Genomic DNA, 19,617 nt, shown 5'->3' with positions numbered 1-19,617 from the left:
AAATGCGATTTATCTCAATTATAATGGGAAGTAAGAGCGATTATGATGTGATGAAAGAGTGCGCCAATGTGCTCGATAAGTTTGGCGTACAGTATGAACTGATTATCTCTAGTGCCCACAGAAGTCCTCATAGAACCAAAAGCTATGTAACAGAGGCGGAGAAGAAGGGTGCGAAGGTCTTCATCTGTGCAGCAGGTATGGCGGCACATCTTGCTGGTGTGGTAGCATCTTTGACAGTCAAACCAGTTATTGGTGTGCCGATGAAAGGTGGATTTATGGATGGGCTGGATGCACTCCTCTCTACTGTACAGATGCCAGCAGGTATGCCAGTTGCCACTGTGGCTGTGGGTAAAGCAGGCGCAGTCAATGCTGCATATCTTGCGATGCAAATTTTAGCAATTGATGATGAGGAGCTCCGTGCAAAACTTGAAGAGGATCGCCTTAGCAAAGCCAAAAAAGTAGAGACAGATTCAAGTGAAGTAGAAGTAATCATCGATGCAACTCAAGCCTGATTGCTTTGCATGTCTTTATAACCAGGCACTGCGCGTAAGCAAGGTGCTAGAGTGCGATGAGGAGTGCGCTGATGCTATCATGCAAAGAAGTGCGAGTGTATTAGCGCAGATCAGTGTACACCAGACACCTCCAGAAGCTGCAGCTGCACTCTATCCAGCAATCAGTGAGCTTGTGGGGAAAGAGGATCTGTATGCTGATAAAAAGAAAGAATCAATCCAAAAAGCGCAAGAGCTTATTCCTTATGTGAGAGAAAAAATCGCATCTTCTCCAAATAGACTCGATGCAGCTTTGCGTGCTGCAGTAGCTGGAAATGTGATAGATTTTGCGACACAGGTGATGTTTGATATAAAAGAGGAGATTGCAAAGATTTTTGACACCCCTTTTGCAATAGATAGAAAAAGCGATTTTATACAAAAGCTTGCAACTGCAAAGAATCTCCTCCTCATTGGTGATAATGTAGGTGAGCACCTCTTTGACAAAGTTTTGCTTGAGACGATAAAAGAGTTTTATGATATTCCTCTTTATTACTTTGTGCGAGGTAAACCAATCATCAATGATGTGACATATGAAGATGCTTTGGCTATCGGACTTGATGAGGTGTGTGAAGTAGTAGATAGCAGTGTGTATACGCCTGGATTTATCTATGAGAAAGCCAATGCGAAGGCTAAAGCTATCTATGATGAAGCCGATCTTATTCTAGCTAAAGGGATGGGGAATTTTGAGTGTATGGAGAGCTACGAAGATAGCAGAATCTTTTTTTTATTTAAAGTAAAATGTAGTGTCGTGGCAAACCGTATAAGCAAAAACATCGGAGATCTTATATGCGCTACAAAGGAGGATATATGAGTCAAAAGAGAGTCGTACTCTTTACAAGTCCAGGATGTGTATGGTGTACTAGAGCCAAGCAGTTTTTTCGCAAAAATAATATCCGCTTCAAAGAGATTGATATTAGTAAGGACCAAAAAGCAGCACAAGATTGTGTACGCCATGGATGTAGAGGAGTTCCGGTGGTGCTTGTGGGAAGCCGCTGGATCTGTGGATTTGATCAAGCAAAAATTGAAAAAGAGCTAGGATTGTAGATTATGATAACTTTTAGCGAACTACTTCTCAAACTCCAAGAGTACTGGGCAAAGCAGGGCTGTGTGATCATGCAGCCATATGATATACCAAGTGGTGCTGGGACATTCCATCCAGCCACATTTTTGCGATCCCTTGATCCAAAGCCTTGGGCTACTGCTTATGTGGCTCCAAGCCGCCGTCCTACTGACGGACGCTATGGTGAAAACCCCAACCGCCTTGGATCCTACTATCAATTCCAAGTACTTATTAAGCCAAGTCCAGCAAATATCCAAGAGCTCTATCTAGGAAGCCTTGAGGCTCTAGGGCTAGAGTGGCGCAAGCACGATATACGATTCGTAGAAGACAACTGGGAGAGCCCAACCCTTGGCGCATGGGGTCTTGGCTGGGAGGTATGGCTTGATGGTATGGAGGTGACACAGTTTACATATTTTCAGCAAGTTGGCGGATTTGAGTGCGATCCAGTGGCTGTGGAGATCACATATGGAACTGAGCGTCTTGCGATGTATTTGCAAGGAGTCGAGAGTGTCTTTGATATTGTCTGGAGCAAGGGTGTGACCTATGCAGATGTACATAAGCGCGGAGAGTATGAGTATAGCAAGTACAACTTCGAAGTTGCCAATACGCAGATGCTCTTTGAGTGGTTTGAAGAGGCGCGTGCTGAGTGCATGCGCTGCTTAGATGCAGATCTTCCACTTCCAGCATACGACTACTGCCTCCTTGCTAGCCATATCTTCAACACCCTCGATGCACGCAAAGCTATCAGTGTTACTGAGCGGCAGAACTTCATCCTCAAAGTGCGCGAACTTGCAAAAGGGTGTGCCCAAAAGTATCGCAAGAGTTTAGGACTGGCAGTTGAAGCTTAAGAAAATCTATCAGATCCTCGATACCATCAGTCCTTTTATGCTACAAGAGAAGTGGGATAATAGTGGACTACAATTGGGAGATTTGGAGGCTGAAATCAAAAATATCTATCTGTGTATCGATATCGATGCAGAGCTTATTGACTCACTGCCTCCTCACTCACTCATCATTACACACCATCCTCTCATCTTTGGCAAGCTCACATCACTTGAGTATAACCACTATCCAGCCAAACTCTTAGTCAAAATGATCAAAAAAGATATAGCCCACATCGCTATGCATACAAATTTTGATAAGACCCATCTCAATAATTATGTAGCACGCAATGTGCTAGGAGTGGATGTTGAGTGTGAAGAGTTTATCTGCTACTTTGAAAAAGAGATGTACTTTGATGAAGCGCTAGAGTGGGTGAGCAAAGCTTTTGGTCTTGCTTGTCCGCGCTATGTAAAAGCAAAAGATACAATCAAGCGTATTGCCCTCACTACTGGCAGTGGCGGCAGTCTCATCGATGAAGTAGAGGCTGATCTTTTTTTGACTGGTGATTTGAAGTATCATGAGGCTATGAAGGCGCAAGAGATGGGGCTGAGTATCATAGATATTGGTCATTATGAGAGTGAGCGCTATTTTGCCCAGGCTCTTGCTGAGCAATTGAAAAAAGAGCCAATACAAGCTATAATTGCGACAATAAAAAATCCCTTAAAGGTCAAGGATGAAAGAATATATTAGGCAGCTTGTAGAGCTTGCAAAAATCGATAAAGCCATTGATGACTTTGGCCCCAAAATTGAGCAAGTACAAGCAAAACTCAAGCGCGTAGAAGAAGAGAGACAGACAATTGTCGATACTCTTGAGCAACTTGAAAATGAGATCAAAGAGTGTGAAGTCAAAAAGGCAAAAAACGAACTCCACCTCAAAGAGCTTGCCCAAAAGCTACAAGAGCTAGAGAAAAAGAGCGCGCAGGTAAAAACAGAAAAAGAGCTCAAAGCCATCCAGCTAGAAGAGGATATCGCAAAAGAGCAGATTAACTTCGCAAACGAGGAGATTGAGCGCCTCGATAATTTGTGTGAGACAAAAAAAGAGGAGATCGAATCATTCAAAGAGCGTCTCAAAGAGATAGATGAGAAGTATGAAGAGACGAAAAAGGGCGTAGAAGAGGAGCTTGCAAATTTAGAAAAAGCAAGAGAAGAGCTTTTTGCCAAAAAGAGTGAGCTCATAGCCAAAATTCCTCCACAAATTCAAGTATTTTATGAAAAGATTCGCAGATGGGCTGGAAACAGTGCAGTGGTTCCAGTCAAAAAGCAAGCTTGTATGGGATGCTTTATGAAAATCAATGACAAAGCATATGCGAGTGTTATCAAAGGTGAAGAGATCACAACCTGCCCACACTGCGGCCGTATACTCTATATCGAAGAAGAGGAAGCCTAACTCGGGGCACTCCTCCGAGGCAACAGATGTTTACTTATCTCTATACGCTCATCACTCTTATAGCTTACATTCTTGCTATTCCTATATTATTGCTTCTTGCTCTTAAAAAGAAGTATCGCCAAGCAATTCCAGCTCGATTTTTCCTCATCAACAACCCTCCCTTTTCTCAAAAACTCATACATTTTCACGCATGTAGCCTCGGTGAGACAAAGGCTCTCGCACCTTTAGTGCAAAAGCTTGAAAAATGCAATATCAGCGTCATCACGCAGACCGGTTTTGCAGCAGCTTCAAGTTATCCAAATGCCCAGGTGCGCTATCTTCCTTTTGAACCACTTTTGTGGGTATGGCTCAAGCCCCAAAAGGCGTTGGTAGTGATGGAGGCTGAGCTATGGTATTTGCTTTTTTATATCTCTAAAAAACGTGGAGCAAAAACGATACTTCTCAATGCCCGTATAAGTGATAGAAGTCTTCATCGCTATATGCGCTTTATTTGGTTTTACAAAAGAGTCTTTGCCCATATCGACTATGTTTTTGCGCAAACGAAGGAGGATGCAAAGAGGCTAGAGCAGCTTGGAGCCAAAAATATTGAGGTTATTGGCAATATCAAGTTGCTAAGCATTCCACAAGTGACAAAAAAGTATGAAAAGAGTAGACCCATTATAGTGGCTGCAAGCACGCACGATCCTGAAGAGGAGATCATAGCAACTGAATGGGTAGTGCACCAAAAGGGCAAAAGCACTCTCGTAGTTGCACCAAGGCATCCTGAGCGATTTGATGAAGTAGCGGAACTTTTGGAGCATATTGCTGCCAGAGAAGATCTCACATTTTCGCTTCTTAGCCAAACAGAAAATCTTGAAGCTGATATAATACTTATAGATAAACTTGGCGAACTCAATAACCTCTATGCAGTTGCAGATCTTGTGATTCTTGGTGGAAGCTTTGTAGAAAGTGGAGGGCATAACCCTCTTGAACCTGCATATTTTGGAGCTCCAATTGTAAGTGGTCCTTATTATTTCAACCAAAAAGAGAGCTATGCGTATGTTGAGGGTATCGAAGTTGTACCTGCAAATGATTTAGGTTCGGTATTGCAGCATTATAACTGGAAAAAGAGTAAAATAGTAGCGGATGTTTCCCTTGATCCAGTATGGAAAGTGTTAGAAGATGTGGTATGAAAAAAGAGGTGATAGCATTATTCTTTATATCAAAGCGCAGCCAAACTCTAGTCGCAGCAAAATTGCGGGAGTGTACGGAGATGCTTTGAAAATAAATATAAAAGCACCAGCAGTTGAGGGTGCAGCAAACAAAGAGCTTATAAAATTTTTGAGTAAAAGCTTTAAAGTTCCAAAGAGCCAGATAGCATTTGTGAGTGGGGAGACAAGCAAGAGAAAAGCTATCAAGTTACCGATGAATGAGAAAATAGAAGAGTTTTTGGAGAGTATGAATGAAGGATAAAGCCTATAAAGTATTGGCAAAGCAGCTAGATATTTCAAACAAAAAAGCAAAAGAGTTGATCGATAGAGGTTTGGTCTATGTGGGTGATCGCAAAGTACAGATTGCAAGAGGCGAGATAGATGTAAAGACCAAATTTCGCGTCAAAAAGGTAGAAAAACCACAAGTAATTTATGAAGATGAGAAGGTATTGGCTATCAATAAGCCTGCACATATCACTAGCGAAGAGATAAAGCAAGATAGCGGATATGAACTGCTCCATAGACTCGATAAAGAGACAAGCGGTGTGTTGCTGCTAGCAAAAGATAAAGAGTTTCGCAAAAAAGCGATAGAGGAGTTTAGAAATCAGCGTGTCTATAAAGAGTATGTTGCTTGGGTAGAGGGAATTATTGCAGAGCCTTTTGAGATAGATCTGCCAATTTTGACGATTAAGAAAAACGGAAAAGCCAAGAGTCGCATCTCTCGCTCCAAAGGACAACCCGCTCTTACAATTGTTGAGCCTTTGGAGATCCATGGCAAAAAGACCAAGATCAAAGCCATAATCAAAACAGGCAGGACGCACCAGATCAGAGTCCATCTGGCTCGCAGTGGTCATCCTATTTTGGGTGATGTGTTCTATGGAGGAAAACCTTGGAGTAGAATAATGCTCCATGCAAAAAAAATAGAGCTGTTAGATTACAGCTTCGAAGCACCAGAACCACAAGATTTTATAATTCGATAAGATTAAATTTAGCTAAAATTAATCTTTTTTTAAGTAAAATTGCAAACTCAAAAAGAGGAAGGGATGAGATTTGTTTGAAACGCTTTCGAGCTCATTTAGCAATGCCATAAAAAAGATCAGATTCAAAGATGATGAGAAAGCTCTAAAGAAGGCGCTTACTGAGCTCAAAAAGAGCCTGCTTAAGGCTGATGTGCACCATAAAGTTGTCAAAGAGCTTTTGCAACGTGTGGAGCTTGATACAAAAGCAGCAGGGATTGGGCGTGATACATTTTTGCAAGCGCTTCAAAAAAATCTCACTGATATCCTCACAGCTCCTGGCAAACAGGGATTTGTATATGCAAGCAAACCTCCAACTGTAGTCTTGATGACAGGTTTGCAAGGAAGTGGGAAGACGACAACCTCTGGAAAACTTGCAAACTATCTCAAGCTCAGAGGTAAAAAAGTGCTCCTTGTGGCTGCCGACCTCCAAAGACTTGCAGCAGTGGAGCAGCTACGCCAGATTGCACAGCAAATAGATGTAGACTTTTTTGGCGAAGAGGGTGAGCAAGACCCAGTTAAAGTGGTCAAAGACGCTCTTGCAACTGCCAAAGAGAAGCTCTATGATGTGGTGATTATAGATACTGCAGGGCGTTTGGCAATTGATAAAGCCTTGATGGATGAACTGCGTCGTGTCAAAGAGACAGCAAATCCTGATGAGGTGTTTTATGTAGCTGACTCACTTACAGGTCAAGATGCAGTCAGAAGTGCAGCAAAATTCAATGAAGATGTAGGTATCACTGGTGTTATCCTTACAAAATATGATGGGGATAGCAAAGGTGGTGTAGCAATTTCCCTCGCACATCAAATCGGCGTGCCTCTTCGCTTCATAGGGACTGGCGAGAAGATGCCAGATTTGGAAGTCTTTATACCTGAAAGAATCACAAACCGCTTGATGGGTGCGGGTGACATCGAGTCTTTAGCTGAAAAGACTGCAGCAGTCATTGATGAGAAGAAAGCGAAGCAGATTAGCAAAAAGATCGCAAAAGGGAAGTTTAATTTCGAAGACTTTCTCGATCAGCTTGAGTCAATTAAGAAAATGGGGAGTCTCAAAAGCCTCATCTCTATGATCCCAGGTATGGGAAATATGGCAAAGGCCATAAAAGATCTCGATCTTGAAAACTCACAAGAGATCAAAAAAATCAAAGCTATGATCAATTCCATGACTCCAAAAGAGCGCAAAGATCCAGATCTCATTCTCAAAAACAATTCTCGCAAGCGCCGTATAGCACAAGGTGCAGGTCTGAGCCAGCAGGAGGTCAACAAAATCCTTAAGCAGTTTAACAATGCAGCCAAATTTGCCAAAAAATTTGCTGGTAAAAAGGGAATGCAGGATATGCAAAATCTCATGAAGCAGATGGGTGGTGGAGGAATGCCACCGATTCGCTGAGATATTTTGACTACTTTGCATAATGGTGCAAAGTGGTTAAAATATTATTAATCAACAAAGGAGAAAAACACAATGACAGTTATCAGACTTGCAAGATTTGGTAGAAAGAAGAAACCTTTCTATAGAATTGTAGTTACAGATAGTAGAAAAAGAAGAGATAGTGGTTGGATAGAAGTGATCGGATACTACAATCCTCTTACAGATCCTTCAACTGCAAAAATAGATCGTGAAAGACTCAACTACTGGCTAGGTGTTGGTGCGAAGATGAGCGATCGTGTGAAAAAAATCAGCGAGTGGGCGGAAGATAAGTAATGGTAAGAGATTTTGTGGAGAAGTTTGCAAAACTTCTTGCAAACTACCCAGAAGATGTGCGTGTCGAACTCAACCAGGTCAATGAGAGCTATAGCGAGATCACTATCTATGCCAATAGAGCCGATGCAGGTAAAATCATCGGAAAAGAGGGCAAAATGATAGGAGCTATCAAGACAGTAATCTCTGGCTGCAAAGCAAAAGATGGAGTGAGTTACAAAGTCAATGTCCAGCCTGTGGAGTAGCACATGAAGAAGCTTGCTATCGCAAGAATTGGACGTAGCGTGGGTCTCAAGGGAGAGATGCGTTTTTTCGATCTCTCTGACTTTCCTGAGCAGTTTCAAGAGGGTAGCAGCTTTGAGAGTGACAGGGGGACTGTAACAATTGAGAAGATTAACCCACAGCGAGGAACTGTGAAGCTTGTGGGAGTCAATACTCCAGAAGAGGCAAAACGTTATACAAATGCATATCTATATAGCGACGAAGAGTCTACAAAAGCGAGTATCGATCTAGCAGATGATGAGTATTTCTGGTTTGATATTCTTGGATGCAATCTTTATGAAAATGGAGAGTTGCTAGGAAGTATCAAAGATATTCAACGTCTCCCAGCAGCTGACTATCTCATCATCGACACAGATAAAGCCTTGATAGAAGAGGGCTTGCCAAAAAGTTTCATGGTGCCTTTTATTGATGAATATATCAAAGATGTAGATATAAAGAGCAAAAAAATTGAGGCGAGTGGAGCCAAAGATATACTCCAAGCATCATGAAAATATCATACCTTACACTTTTCCCCCATCTTATGGAGTGCTATTTTAGTGATTCGATTTTAAAAAGGGCTATCGAAAAAGAGCTTTTTGCTATAGAGTTTATCGATTTTAGAAAATTTAGCGAAGATAAACACAAAAAAGTAGATAGACCAAAAGTTGGCGGGGGAGCCGGGATGCTCCTAGAACCCTCTCCCATTGCTAGGGCTCTTGAAGCGATTAAAACTAAAAATTCTTGGGTGATCTTTGTTACCCCGGTAGCAAAGAGATTTAATCAAAAAGATGCGAAGCGACTAGCACAAAAAGAGCATCTCATTTTTGTAAATGGTCGCTATGAGGGGTTTGATGAGCGTCTCATAGAGATCTATGCCGATGAGGTGCTTAGTATCGGTGACTTTATTCTCACTGGGGGAGAGTTAGCAAGTCTTGTGATGAGTGATGCAATAGTGCGCAATATTCCCGGAGTTCTCGGCAATGAAGCATCCCTTGAAGAGGAGAGCTTTGAGAATGATCTGCTGGAGGCTCCAGCATTTACGAAGCCAGATGAGTTTGCAGGTAAGAAAATAGTTTTAGAGTTTTTAAAGGGTAATCATAGTAAAATTAGCGCCTTAAAATATGATATGGCTGTAATGAGGACACAATATTATAGACCTGATAAAAGGATTACAGATGAGAAATAAATATATTGAGCACTTCGAAAAAGCGCAGGTAGAAGCAAAGCAGGTTCCAGAGTTCAAGGCTGGAGATACAGTGAGAGTGGCTGTAGAGATCAAAGAGGGTGACAAAACAAGAATCCAGAATTTCGAGGGTGTTTGTATCGCTATTAGAGGTGAAGGCACAGGGAAAACTTTCACTGTAAGAAAAATCGGTGCAAACAATATAGGTGTAGAGAGAATATTTCCACTCTATAGTGACAGTATCAAAGATATCAAAGTGCTCCGTAAAGGTCGTGTAAGAAGAGCAAAACTCTACTATCTCCGTGATAGAAAAGGTAAAGCTGCGAGAATTAGAGAGCTTAAAAAATAAGCTTTCTAATACTCCTTTGCCTTCCTTAAAATTCTTTCAAAAAACCTCTCACTCTTTTTAGCTTTTTGCAAATCATCTAAAAAGTAGAGCAGTTCATAGTTTCGCTTAAAAGCTGAATTGGACCAATTAGCTGAGCCAAATATAAGTCTCTTGTTATCAATTATCGCTAGCTTCATATGCATCTTGCCATAATATTCTCCCCGCTTTGCATATTTTCCTTTGATTGTAAAAACTGCAATATTAGGATACTTTGCAAGATAACCAATTTGGGAGTAGCGATCCTTGAGATTTTGCTCTTCATCTAAAATGAGGCGAATCTTGACACCTCTCTTGGCTGCGTTGACCAATCTTTTTGCAATCTTTTTGTTTGTAAAACTATACATCGCTATATCGATTTTGTAGTGGGCTTGATCTATCCAGCGAAGAAGTTGGTGCATGGCATCACGAGACTCAAATGGGAGGAAGTAGAGCTGGGCACTTAATAAATGCAGCACCAAAAACGATAATAGAAAAAACTTTTTCATACCAATCCTTTAAATTATAGATAAGTTTTAAGTAAAAAATAATACAATAAAAAAAATTGATTGGAGTTTAGTAATGAGACTGCTGCTTATTAATAAAAACCCCGTAGTTTCGCGTATGATGCATATGAGTGTACCAAAAGCGGGATTTGATATAGAAGAGTGTGACAATGTGTATGATCTTCCTACAGGCAATTATGAAGTGGTTGTCATAGATGATGAGATGTATGATGAGAACTTTTTGCACGATATTAAACAGCATATTAACTATAAGCAGTTAGGGCTTATCAGTGGCAGCAAAAATACTCAAAGTGATGAGTTTGATTTTGTACTTACTAAACCATTTTTGCCAACGGATCTCATCGAAGTTTTGCGCAAAGTCAAAAGTTCAGTGGAAGAGATAAAAGAACAGGCTTCTGTAGCACCAGGTGAGAGTGAAACTCCGCAGCCACAACAGGAAAGAAGTGAAGCAGAACCATTTGATAGCCTCTTGGATCGAGACAGATCACCAATGAATAGCGCACAGATTGAGAGTATTGTAGAGGTAGAAGAGAGTTTTGAAGAGTCTCCGTTTGTCAAAGATGAGATCAAAGAGCAAGGCAATATTCTCGATCAAAGTGAACTTGCAGAGGTTACAAAACTTTTGAATGATGAAGAGCACGCAAGTGTCGAAGATATCTTACAGTATGAAGAAGAGCCGATAGATGAGAAGATCTCTTTAGTAAAAGAAGAGGATATTGCTCCACAGCCACATAGCCTCTCTGCGCCCAAAGAGAGCAAGGAGGAGGCGATTTCGCAAGAGCCAATTCAAGAGAGCCAACCGCAGCCAATTGAGGAGCCACAAGCTCCAATAGTGGAAGAGACTCCTCCTAATACTCCATCTCAACCACAAGAGCCAATCCAAAGCCTCAAGGATATCTACGAAAAAGTTGATATACGTGCTTTGCGCAAAGTGCTTGATGGTATGCAAATAGATATCTCCATAAAAATTAGCTATCCGGACAGTGGAGATGTTTGACAAAGGTGCACTGCTTGTCGTTTCAGGTCCCAGCGGTGCTGGCAAAAGCACCCTCATCAAGACTATTTTACAAGAGCAAAAAGATATCTATTTTAGTATCTCCACAACAACCCGTCCTATGCGCCCTGGTGAAGTAGACGGAAAAGATTACTATTTTGTAACAAAAGAGGAGTTTGAAAAAGATATAGAAGAGGGTATGTTTTTGGAGTGGGCCAATGTCCATGGCAACTACTACGGCACCTCACTCCGTCCAGTTTTGCAAGCGCTTAATGAGGGCAAATTGGTACTTTTTGATATCGATGTGCAGGGATTTTTCTCTATCAAAACAAGTGATCTTGCCCCACTCATGACTTCAGTTTTTGTCACAACTCCTTCTATGAGCGAACTTAAAGAGCGATTAGAGCAAAGAGGTACAGATTCTAGGGAAGTAATTCAAAAGCGCTTAGAGAATGCACAAAAAGAGATAGTACACATGGGAGAGTATGACTATATCATCATAAACAGCGATCTTGAGATTTCAAAGCAGCAGATGCGTGCACTAGCGACTGTTGCACGGCTTAAACATGCGCAAGATGAGATCGAATCATTCATTAAGAACTGGTGCAAGAGCTAATCCTAAACACACATTAAGAAACTAAAGAGTATTATTTTACTTAATAAAACCGAAGGAGTCTCTATGGGAATGCCAAGTATGCCAGAACTTTTAATAATATTAGCAATTGTTGTATTGCTCTTTGGTGCTAAGAAGATTCCAGAGCTTGCAAAAGGGCTTGGAAGCGGTATTAAAAACTTCAAAAAAGCGATGAGAGAAGACGAAGAAGAGATCGCTGCAAACGGAGAGAAAAAAGAGATAGAACAAAAAGAGTCTACAGCTTCTACAACAAAATCTTCTGAAACTACAAATGCATAAAGAGGAGTTCTCCTCTTTGTCAAAGGATACTGTTTGAAAAAACGTGTCAAATCGTTACTCCAAGAAGTTATCCAAAAAGATGTTGTCCTAGAAAAACCAAAAGAGAAAAAGTTTGGTCATTATGCTACTCCCATCGCTTTTGCGTTAGCAAAAGAGTTGCGTAAAAGCCCCATGCAAATAGCCGATGAGTTGGCAAAAAGTTTCGAAGAGAACCCGATTTTTGAAAAAGTCGAGCCAATTCGAGGCTATCTCAATTTTAAGCTCAGCGAAGATTTCATGGACTCTTATGCAACATGGGCACTGCAAAACGAGGAGCAGTTTGGAGCAGATAGCCAAGGCCAAAAAATTCATCTAGAATTTGTGAGCGCCAATCCAACTGGACCCCTCCATATAGGTCATGCAAGAGGTGCAGTCATAGGCGAGGCTCTTGCACGTATGGGAAGGTACCTTGGCAACGATATACTCAAAGAGTACTACATCAATGACGCTGGAAATCAGATATATCTTTTGGGGCTTTCGATCTTTTTGGCTGCACGAGAGGCTCTTGGCAAAGATATCCAATGGCCGGACGAATATTATAGAGGCGAGTATATTAAAGATTTGGCACAAGAGGCGATCGAAGAGTTTGGAGAGCAGTTTTTTGAAGATGAGGCAAATATCGAGCGCCTCAGCGAGTGGGGAAAAGATAAGATGATGGAGCTCATTCGCGCAAATCTTGCGAGTGTGGGGATTGAGTTTGACAATTTCGTCAGTGAAAAGAGTCTCTATGAGCGCTGGGATGAGGTGCTTGAAATTTTGCGCAAAAATGGAGCCATCTATGAAAAAGATGGCAAAGTGTGGCTTCGCTCAACAGAATATGGAGATGAAAAAGATAGGGTAGTCGTGCGTGAAGATGGCCGCCCTACCTATCTTGCTGGTGATATCATCTATCATTACGATAAATTTTTGCGCGGGTTTGATCGCTATATCAATATATGGGGAGCTGACCATCACGGCTACATAGCGCGTGTCAAGGCTGCTATCAAATTTTTAGGATTTGATTCAGAAAGATTAGAGATCATCTTAGCACAGATGGTCTCTTTGCTCAAAGGTGGAGAGCCGTATAAGATGAGCAAACGTGCGGGCAACTTTATCTTGATGAGTGACGTTGTGGAAGAGATTGGGGCAGATGCTTTGAAATTTATGTTTTTGAGCAAAAAGAGCGATACACATCTTGAATTTGATGTGGATATGCTCAAAAAAGAGGATAGCTCAAACCCTGTTTACTATATCAACTACGCCCATGCACGTATCCATTCAGTTTTGGAGAAAGCTGGGAAGAGCTTTGAAGATGTTGTACATGTGAAACTAGTAGGCCTTAATGAAGATGCAAAAGATCTACTCTTCCAAGCGCTCATCTTGCCAGAGATCATTGAAGATGCTTTTGTAAAAAGAGAAGTGCAGCGCATGACCGATTATCTTAAAGCCCTTGCAGCTCACCTGCATAGCTTCTACAATAAACACAAAGTCATAGGTACAGAGTATGAGGATCGCTATCTCAAACTCTTGCTCACTGTGGCACTCTCTTTGCGTGTTGGTTTGAGATTGCTAGGAATTGAAGCAAAAGAAAGGATGTAGATGATTCAAAAAAGAGCCCAACGTATTAAAGATCTGCTTGAAGAGAAAAAGGGTGAAAATGTCGACATCATCGATACATCCAAGAGTGACTATTTTGTAGATAGAGTAATTATTGCAACAACTCTTAGTGACAAGCACACCACTGCTCTTCTAGACTATCTCAAAGAGAAGCTAAAGCCCCAAGGAGAAGAGTTTATCAAAGTGCAAGAGGGTGATGAATGGATTGTGATCGATCTTGGAGATATCCTCGTACATCTCATGACTGAAGCCTACCGCAATAAATACCAGATAGAAGAGTTTTTAGCAGAGCTCATGCGCGATAAAAACGTATAATCTCCCAGGCTACCTGCTTGGGGAGATAGCGCTTTTGCGGGTGTTTTCGCAGCATTGTCGAGCTTACAGGCACATCAACTTCTAATCTTTTAAATTTGTAAGGCGCCTCATAGCCTCTTCTTGTTGCAATCACAAACTCCACTAAGTGGGAAAGTTTTCTATATTGATGCCACTTATGCAGTGAGCTCACATTATCACTTCCAATAATGTAGTAGATTTTTTGAGGTTTGTAGCGTTTGCGCAGATACGCAACTGTCTCTATTGCGTATGTTGGACGATTGTTACGTATCTCAAAATCACAGATTTTGACTCTACTTTGATACATAAAAATCTTCTTGAGCCACTGCAGTCGCTTCTTTGGTGGGGCTTTGAAGCTTTGCTTAAATGGGTTGAGATAGGTGGGTACGATTACGAGTAGATCGATATCAAGATCCTCCAAAGCCTTTTTGACTATCGCTACATGTCCTGTGTGTGGGGGATCAAAACTTCCCCCAAAAATTGCTATATGCATCTGTACCCTTTTTAACCAAAATTATAGATTGATTTAGATAAAATTTATCAAAATTTTTGAGGGAAGTTGATGAAGCTAAAGGTAGCGATTAACGGTTTTGGCCGTATAGGAAGGGCGGTTGCGAGAAATTTACTTGAACGTAAGGAATTTGAGCTCGTAGCTATCAATGACCTCATGCAAACTTCCATGATGGCCTATCTTCTCAAGCACGATTCAGTCCATGGCCGCTGTGATTATGCAATCGAAGCTGATGAGAAGAATCTCTACATAGAGGGCAAAAAAATTGCAACAGCTCATGCAACTTCTCCAGAGCAAATCGATTTTGATGAAGTGGATGTTGTTATAGAATCGACTGGCAAATTTCTCTCACAAGATCTCGCAAAGGGACACTTGCGCTATGCAAAGAAGGTGATCATCTCTGCTCCAGCAGTAGATGATACGCCAACATTTGTCTATGGAATCAATCACCAAAACTATGATAGAGAGCACATCATCTCAAATGCTAGTTGTACAACAAACTGCCTCGCTCCCATCGTCAAAATCCTTGATGAGCACTATGGCATTCAAAAGGGTCTCATGACGACAGTGCACAGCTATACAATTGATCAAAACCTCCTCGATAGCGATCACAAGCGAGAAATCCGCCGCTCCCGCGCAGCTGCTATCAATCTCGTTCCTACTACAACTGGTGCGGCGCGTGCCATTTTTAAAGTCTTACCAAATCTGCAAGGCAAGCTTGATGGTCGCAGTGTGAGGGTGCCTGTAGCAGATGTATCCCTTATGGATCTCGATCTCGTATTAGCCAAAAATGTCACGAAATCTGAGCTACAAGAGCTTTTTCGCACCTATGCCAAGGGTGAGCTTGCAGGCATTTTGGGAGTAGATGAAGAGTATGGTGTCTCACAAGATTTTGTAGGTGCAAAAGAGAGCTCAATCGTGGCTCTCGATCTCATACAGACAATCGATAATATGGTCAAGATCATGAGCTGGTATGACAATGAGTGGGGCTATGCAAATAGACTATTAGATATGGCAAAATTTATAACAAAGGAGTAGTATGCATATAAAATCTATAAAAGAGCTTGATTTATATCCAGGTGCCACAGTTTTTATTCGATGCGACTTTAATGTACCGCTAGATGAGTATGACAATATTACTGATGATAGAAGAATTCGCGCTGCGCTTCCAACTATTCGCTACTGTCTTGATCATGAATGTAGAATTGTCCTAGGTAGCCATTTGGGAAGGCCAAAAGGAAGAGATGCAAAATACTCTCTCAAACCGGTTGCAAAAAGACTCCATACTCTCCTCAAACAAGATATCATCATGGCTGAGGATGTAGTAGGTGAGGATGCGAAACAAAAAGCAGCCAGCCTAGAGCCAGGGCAGATTCTTTTGCTAGAAAATCTTCGCTTTGAGCCAGGGGAGACAAAAAACGATCCTGAGTTTGCAAAGCAGCTCAGTCAATTTGGAGAGTTTTATATCAATGACGCTTTTGGTGTGAGTCACAGAGCCCACGCTTCAGTAGAAGCGATCACCCACTTTTATGACAAAGATCACAAAGCTGCTGGCTTTTTGCTTCTCAAAGAGATCAAATACCTCTATAAACTTTTACAAAATCCAACCCGTCCATTCCTTGCAATAGTTGGAGGAAGTAAGGTATCGAGCAAACTGGGAGCCCTCATCAATCTTTTGCCAAAAGTAGATAAGCTCATTATTGGTGGTGGAATGTCTTTTACATTCCTCAAAGCACTTGGAGAAGAGGTAGGGAAGAGTTTGGTAGAGGATGATCTCGTACCAGAAGCGAAGAAGATCATGGAAGAGGCCAAGAGACTTGGAGTAAAGCTCTATCTTCCTGTGGATTTTGTGGTTGCGCCAGAGCTCAAAGAGGATGCCCCTGTGAAGTTTGTCACTTTCAAAGAGATTCCAAAAGATTGGATGGGTTTGGATATTGGTCTAGCATCTACAAGACTCTTCCGCGAAGCTCTCAACGATGTGCAGACAATTTTGTGGAATGGACCTATGGGTGTCTTTGAAATAGATAAATTTGCAAGAGGCTCTATCAAGCTCGCGAACTACGTAGCAGAGAGCTATGCAACCAAAATCATCGGCGGTGGTGATACTGCAAGTCTCATCAGTAAGGCTGGGGTAGATGATGAGATGACATTTATCTCCACTGGTGGTGGAGCTAGCCTGGAACTCCTTGAGGGAAAAGAGCTTCCAGGTATTAAAGCACTTATGGTGGAGGACTAGATGATACTTGCTGCCAATTTTAAAATGAATCACACCAGAGCTTCCACAAGAGAGTATCTTGAAAAGTTAGAAGAGCATGAGAGTGGAGGAGTAGAGCTCTATGTCTTTCCACCTGCAACTGCTTTGCAAGCCCACAGTGGGAAGGTCAGAGTTGGAGCCCAAAACGCTTACGCTGCTGTACATGGGTCCTTCACAGGAGAGATTGGCTTGCAGCAGCTCCAAGAGTTTGGGATCAATACTCTTATCCTAGGCCATAGTGAGAGACGCCATATCTTTGGTGAGAGCCAAGAGCTCATAGCCAAGAAGTTTGCCTTTTATAAAGAGCAAGGCTTTAGGATCTTTTACTGTGTAGGAGAGACGAGCAAAGAGAGAGATAAAGGGAGCGAAGCGATACACAGAGCCATTGAAGCACAACTTGTAGGAGTTGATTTAGAGTATGAAAAGCTCATCGTTGCTTATGAGCCGGTATGGGCGATAGGGACAGGCAAGAGTGCAACACCCGAAGATATAACTGAAGTCTTGGCGTTTTTGCGCAGTAAAACAAGCGCGCCACTTCTTTATGGTGGGAGTGTAAAGCCGGCAAATATCCAAGAGATCTTGCATATTGAACAGTGTGATGGAGCACTTATCGGTACAGCTAGCTGGGATATTACAACAATGCAAGAGATGATCGATTTAGCAAAGGAGATATAATGGGACTTATGGAAGGCAAAAAGGGGCTTATCGTAGGAGTAGCAAACAATAAATCTATTGCATATGGCATCGCAAAGGCGTGCAAAGAGCAAGGAGCAGAGCTTGCCTTTACATACCTCAATGATGCAATCAAAAAAAGAGTAGAGCCAATTGCAGCAGAAATGGGGAGTGACAAGATCTATGAACTTGATGTAAGCAAACCTGAACACTTCGAAGCTCTGCGCCAAAATCTTGAGCAAGATTTTGGCAAGATAGATTTCTTGGTACACTCAGTTGCATTTGCTCCAAGAGAGGCTCTTGATGGAAGATTTGTCAACACTTCCAAAGATGCATTTGAGATAGCTATGAATATCTCGGTTTATTCTCTGCTTGAGCTTACACGTACAATATTGCCTTTGATGAATGAAGGTGGAAGTATTTTGACACTAAGCTACTTAGGATCTGTGCGTTACATTCCTCACTATAATGTCATGGGTGTTGCAAAAGCAGCCCTTGAAGCAAGTGTGCGCTATCTTGCTGCAGACCTTGGTCCCCAAGGAATTCGCGTTAATGCAATTAGTGCAGGTCCTATTAAGACTCTTGCAGCTAGTGGTATTGGAGATTTTCGTACGATTCTTAAGTGGAACGAAGCAAACTCACCTTTGCGCAGAAATGTAACAATCGATGAGGTTGGCAACAGTGCGATGTATCTTTTGAGTGATTTAGCATCAGGTGTGACAGGCGAGGTGCACTATGTAGATGCTGGTTACCACATTATGGGACTTGCCGAGGTAGAAGAGGTAGATGGCAAGACTGTGTTAGTTTGGGACAGGATTAAAGACTAAACTAAATTGTGCTACTAAAGTAACTAAAATTTAAGGAAAAATCACCTATAATGAGAGGGTGAATTAACTTAATCACAACAAAGGAGTAAGAATGAAACTGGCAAAACTTAGCCTTGCTGCAATAGTAGCTCTAGGTGTTAGCGCATTTGCTGATGTACAAAATGTAAAATTCAGTGGAAATGCAAAACTTTATTATGGCACTAATGATATGGATCCAAATGATCTTTTTGATCAGAAAAATTCTTATGGTCAAGCAGCAGCTACTGTAGCTGTAACTGCAGATCTTGCAAATGGTGTCGCAGGAAAGCTTAGCGCTGTTGGTCTTTCTACACTTGGTCTAGAAAATAACCTCGTAAGCGCAACATGGGCAGGATACGCTGGTGGCGTTGATGCACAATGGTGGGTAAATGAAGCGTGGCTTGCTAAGACTTTTGGAAATACAACTGTAAAAATTGGTCGCCAAGAACTTGATACTCCACTAGCATTTAGTGAAAAGTGGAACATTGTTGCAAACAGCTTCGATGCTGCAGTACTTCTTAACAATGACCTTCCTCAAACTACACTTGTTGCTGCATGGGTTGGTAGAGGAAACGGTGTTAATGGTGGTGTTGTAAGAGGCGTTGTAAACGGAACTGATCCTTTTGAAACTTACGGAACTGCTATTGTACAAGCATACGGATTGAATCCTGCTAAAGTTGATGGCGGTGCATATGCTGTCGCTGCTGTTACAAAACTTATTCCTATGACTACTGCACAAGTATGGTTCTACAATGTAACTGATATTGCAAACGCTTGGTGGTTGCAAGCAGATGTAGATCTCAATGAAGTTGTACCTGGACTTAAGTTTGGTGCACAGTATGCATATCTTGATCCGCAAGGACAAATTGATAGTCTTGATGAATCAAGTGCATGGGCTATAAAACTTGGTTATGCTATGGACAACCTCAAACTTTGTGCAGCTTACTCTTCAACTGATGAAGATGGAATTGTGACAATTGCCAACACTGCTACAGGTGCAAAAAAAGGTTCTCAAACAAAACTCTATACTGAAGCATGGTGGAACTATGGATATGTAGGTGACCCAGATACTGATGCATTCATGCTTCGTGCTGCTTACAACATGGAAGATGTTGCTGACTTTATGGCACAATATACCTCTTCAAGCCAAGACAAAACAGATACTGATATGACAGAATTTGCTCTTACTGCTAGCAAATCTTTCGGTAACCTTGATGCTACTCTTGCATACATCTATACAGATGCAGATGATCAAAACAATGCAGATAGCTACAACACTATTCAAGTTTACCTCACTTACAACTTCTAATTTTGCTTTCGGGCTCTTGCCCGAAACATATTAA

At 41.7% G+C, this 19,617-nt stretch carries 27 protein-coding genes; 25 read left to right on the top strand and 2 right to left on the bottom strand.

What is annotated here, in order from left to right; genetic code table 11:
- The first annotated feature begins 2 nt into the window (after positions 1–2).
- The 15 genes from purE (at position 3) to rplS (ending at position 9,575) form a co-directional block, all read left to right on the top strand.
- Positions 3–512, top strand: a complete 510-nt coding sequence (gene purE, locus JG734_RS07645) for a 5-(carboxyamino)imidazole ribonucleotide mutase (RefSeq protein ID WP_201332699.1) — start codon at positions 3–5, stop codon at positions 510–512.
- Complete coding sequence (locus JG734_RS07640) at positions 496–1,359, top strand: DUF89 domain-containing protein (RefSeq protein ID WP_201332698.1); 864 nt, start codon at positions 496–498, stop codon at positions 1,357–1,359. Before purE ends, JG734_RS07640 begins: the two co-directional genes overlap by 17 nt.
- Entirely contained in the window at positions 1,356–1,592 is a 237-nt protein-coding gene (locus JG734_RS07635) for a glutaredoxin domain-containing protein (protein ID WP_201332697.1), read from the top strand. Before JG734_RS07640 ends, JG734_RS07635 begins: the two co-directional genes overlap by 4 nt.
- A 3-nt stretch (positions 1,593–1,595) precedes the next feature.
- A complete protein-coding gene (gene glyQ / locus JG734_RS07630) occupies positions 1,596–2,456 on the top strand; it encodes a glycine--tRNA ligase subunit alpha (protein ID WP_201332696.1) in 861 nt (286 codons plus the stop codon).
- Positions 2,446–3,180, top strand: a complete 735-nt coding sequence (locus JG734_RS07625; protein WP_201332695.1) for a Nif3-like dinuclear metal center hexameric protein — start codon at positions 2,446–2,448, stop codon at positions 3,178–3,180. Before glyQ ends, JG734_RS07625 begins: the two co-directional genes overlap by 11 nt.
- Positions 3,164–3,877 carry a zinc ribbon domain-containing protein gene (locus tag JG734_RS07620; RefSeq protein WP_201332694.1) on the top strand — a complete coding sequence of 238 codons (714 nt, stop codon included), beginning with the start codon at positions 3,164–3,166 and terminating at the stop codon, positions 3,875–3,877. Before JG734_RS07625 ends, JG734_RS07620 begins: the two co-directional genes overlap by 17 nt.
- Positions 3,878–3,903: 26 nt before the next feature.
- Positions 3,904–5,049 carry a lipid IV(A) 3-deoxy-D-manno-octulosonic acid transferase gene (gene waaA, locus JG734_RS07615; protein ID WP_201332693.1) on the top strand — a complete coding sequence of 382 codons (1,146 nt, stop codon included), beginning with the start codon at positions 3,904–3,906 and terminating at the stop codon, positions 5,047–5,049.
- Positions 5,039–5,329 carry a DUF167 family protein gene (locus JG734_RS07610; protein ID WP_201332692.1) on the top strand — a complete coding sequence of 97 codons (291 nt, stop codon included), beginning with the start codon at positions 5,039–5,041 and terminating at the stop codon, positions 5,327–5,329. The genes waaA and JG734_RS07610 overlap by 11 nt, the downstream gene beginning before the upstream one ends.
- A complete protein-coding gene (locus JG734_RS07605; RefSeq protein ID WP_201332691.1) occupies positions 5,319–6,047 on the top strand; it encodes an RluA family pseudouridine synthase in 729 nt (242 codons plus the stop codon). Before JG734_RS07610 ends, JG734_RS07605 begins: the two co-directional genes overlap by 11 nt.
- Before the next feature lie 70 nt (positions 6,048–6,117).
- Complete coding sequence (ffh, locus tag JG734_RS07600) at positions 6,118–7,473, top strand: signal recognition particle protein (RefSeq protein ID WP_201332690.1); 1,356 nt, start codon at positions 6,118–6,120, stop codon at positions 7,471–7,473.
- Positions 7,474–7,545: 72 nt separating this feature from the next.
- Positions 7,546–7,785, top strand: coding sequence for a 30S ribosomal protein S16 (rpsP, locus tag JG734_RS07595; RefSeq protein ID WP_201332689.1), 240 nt, complete (start codon positions 7,546–7,548; stop codon positions 7,783–7,785).
- Positions 7,785–8,027 carry a KH domain-containing protein gene (locus JG734_RS07590; RefSeq protein ID WP_201332688.1) on the top strand — a complete coding sequence of 81 codons (243 nt, stop codon included), beginning with the start codon at positions 7,785–7,787 and terminating at the stop codon, positions 8,025–8,027. Before rpsP ends, JG734_RS07590 begins: the two co-directional genes overlap by 1 nt.
- 3 nt (positions 8,028–8,030) lie before the next feature.
- Positions 8,031–8,552, top strand: coding sequence for a ribosome maturation factor RimM (gene rimM, locus JG734_RS07585; RefSeq protein WP_201332687.1), 522 nt, complete (start codon positions 8,031–8,033; stop codon positions 8,550–8,552).
- The gene (trmD, locus tag JG734_RS07580) at positions 8,549–9,229 is read left to right on the top strand and encodes a tRNA (guanosine(37)-N1)-methyltransferase TrmD (RefSeq protein WP_201332686.1); all 681 of its coding nucleotides are present in this window, start codon (positions 8,549–8,551) and stop codon (positions 9,227–9,229) included. Before rimM ends, trmD begins: the two co-directional genes overlap by 4 nt.
- Complete coding sequence (rplS, locus tag JG734_RS07575; protein WP_201332685.1) at positions 9,219–9,575, top strand: 50S ribosomal protein L19; 357 nt, start codon at positions 9,219–9,221, stop codon at positions 9,573–9,575. The genes trmD and rplS overlap by 11 nt, the downstream gene beginning before the upstream one ends.
- Before the next feature lie 5 nt (positions 9,576–9,580).
- On the opposite strand, the gene JG734_RS07570 is transcribed toward rplS, so the two are convergent.
- Positions 9,581–10,099, bottom strand: coding sequence for a phospholipase D-like domain-containing protein (locus JG734_RS07570; RefSeq protein WP_201332684.1), 519 nt, complete (start codon positions 10,097–10,099; stop codon positions 9,581–9,583).
- Positions 10,100–10,172: 73 nt separating this feature from the next.
- Between JG734_RS07570 and JG734_RS07565 the strand changes: the two genes are divergently transcribed.
- From JG734_RS07565 to rsfS, 5 genes are all read left to right on the top strand, one after another.
- On the top strand, positions 10,173–11,114 hold the full coding sequence (locus JG734_RS07565) for a hypothetical protein (protein ID WP_201332683.1): 942 nt from the start codon (positions 10,173–10,175) through the stop codon (positions 11,112–11,114).
- Positions 11,107–11,727, top strand: coding sequence for a guanylate kinase (gmk, locus tag JG734_RS07560; protein WP_201332682.1), 621 nt, complete (start codon positions 11,107–11,109; stop codon positions 11,725–11,727). The genes JG734_RS07565 and gmk overlap by 8 nt, the downstream gene beginning before the upstream one ends.
- A gap of 63 nt (positions 11,728–11,790) precedes the next feature.
- Positions 11,791–12,024 (top strand): twin-arginine translocase TatA/TatE family subunit, encoded by a 234-nt coding sequence (locus JG734_RS07555; protein WP_201332681.1) that lies wholly within the window; start codon positions 11,791–11,793, stop codon positions 12,022–12,024.
- A gap of 33 nt (positions 12,025–12,057) precedes the next feature.
- Positions 12,058–13,641 carry an arginine--tRNA ligase gene (gene argS, locus JG734_RS07550; protein ID WP_201332680.1) on the top strand — a complete coding sequence of 528 codons (1,584 nt, stop codon included), beginning with the start codon at positions 12,058–12,060 and terminating at the stop codon, positions 13,639–13,641.
- Between the two features lie 3 nt (positions 13,642–13,644).
- The gene (rsfS, locus tag JG734_RS07545; RefSeq protein WP_370583640.1) at positions 13,645–13,974 is read left to right on the top strand and encodes a ribosome silencing factor; all 330 of its coding nucleotides are present in this window, start codon (positions 13,645–13,647) and stop codon (positions 13,972–13,974) included.
- On the opposite strand, the gene nadD is transcribed toward rsfS, so the two are convergent.
- A complete protein-coding gene (nadD, locus tag JG734_RS07540; RefSeq protein WP_201332678.1) occupies positions 13,952–14,485 on the bottom strand; it encodes a nicotinate (nicotinamide) nucleotide adenylyltransferase in 534 nt (177 codons plus the stop codon). The genes rsfS and nadD overlap by 23 nt on opposite strands.
- Before the next feature lie 69 nt (positions 14,486–14,554).
- Between nadD and gap the strand changes: the two genes are divergently transcribed.
- From gap to JG734_RS07515, 5 genes are all read left to right on the top strand, one after another.
- Positions 14,555–15,541, top strand: a complete 987-nt coding sequence (gap, locus tag JG734_RS07535) for a type I glyceraldehyde-3-phosphate dehydrogenase (protein WP_201332677.1) — start codon at positions 14,555–14,557, stop codon at positions 15,539–15,541.
- Between the two features lies 1 nt (position 15,542).
- The gene (pgk, locus tag JG734_RS07530; RefSeq protein ID WP_201332676.1) at positions 15,543–16,739 is read left to right on the top strand and encodes a phosphoglycerate kinase; all 1,197 of its coding nucleotides are present in this window, start codon (positions 15,543–15,545) and stop codon (positions 16,737–16,739) included.
- Positions 16,740–17,432, top strand: coding sequence for a triose-phosphate isomerase (locus JG734_RS07525; protein WP_201332675.1), 693 nt, complete (start codon positions 16,740–16,742; stop codon positions 17,430–17,432).
- A complete protein-coding gene (gene fabI, locus JG734_RS07520) occupies positions 17,432–18,256 on the top strand; it encodes an enoyl-ACP reductase FabI (protein ID WP_201332674.1) in 825 nt (274 codons plus the stop codon). Before JG734_RS07525 ends, fabI begins: the two co-directional genes overlap by 1 nt.
- Positions 18,257–18,347: 91 nt before the next feature.
- Positions 18,348–19,583: a porin gene (locus JG734_RS07515; RefSeq protein ID WP_201332673.1), complete on the top strand. Its 1,236-nt coding sequence runs from the start codon at positions 18,348–18,350 to the stop codon at positions 19,581–19,583.
- Positions 19,584–19,617: the final 34 nt, after the last annotated feature.

The organism is Nitratiruptor sp. YY09-18 (assembly GCF_016593235.1).
Taxonomy (GTDB): Bacteria; Campylobacterota; Campylobacteria; order Campylobacterales; family Nitratiruptoraceae; genus Nitratiruptor.
This window is presented reverse-complemented; position numbering and strand designations above follow the sequence as displayed.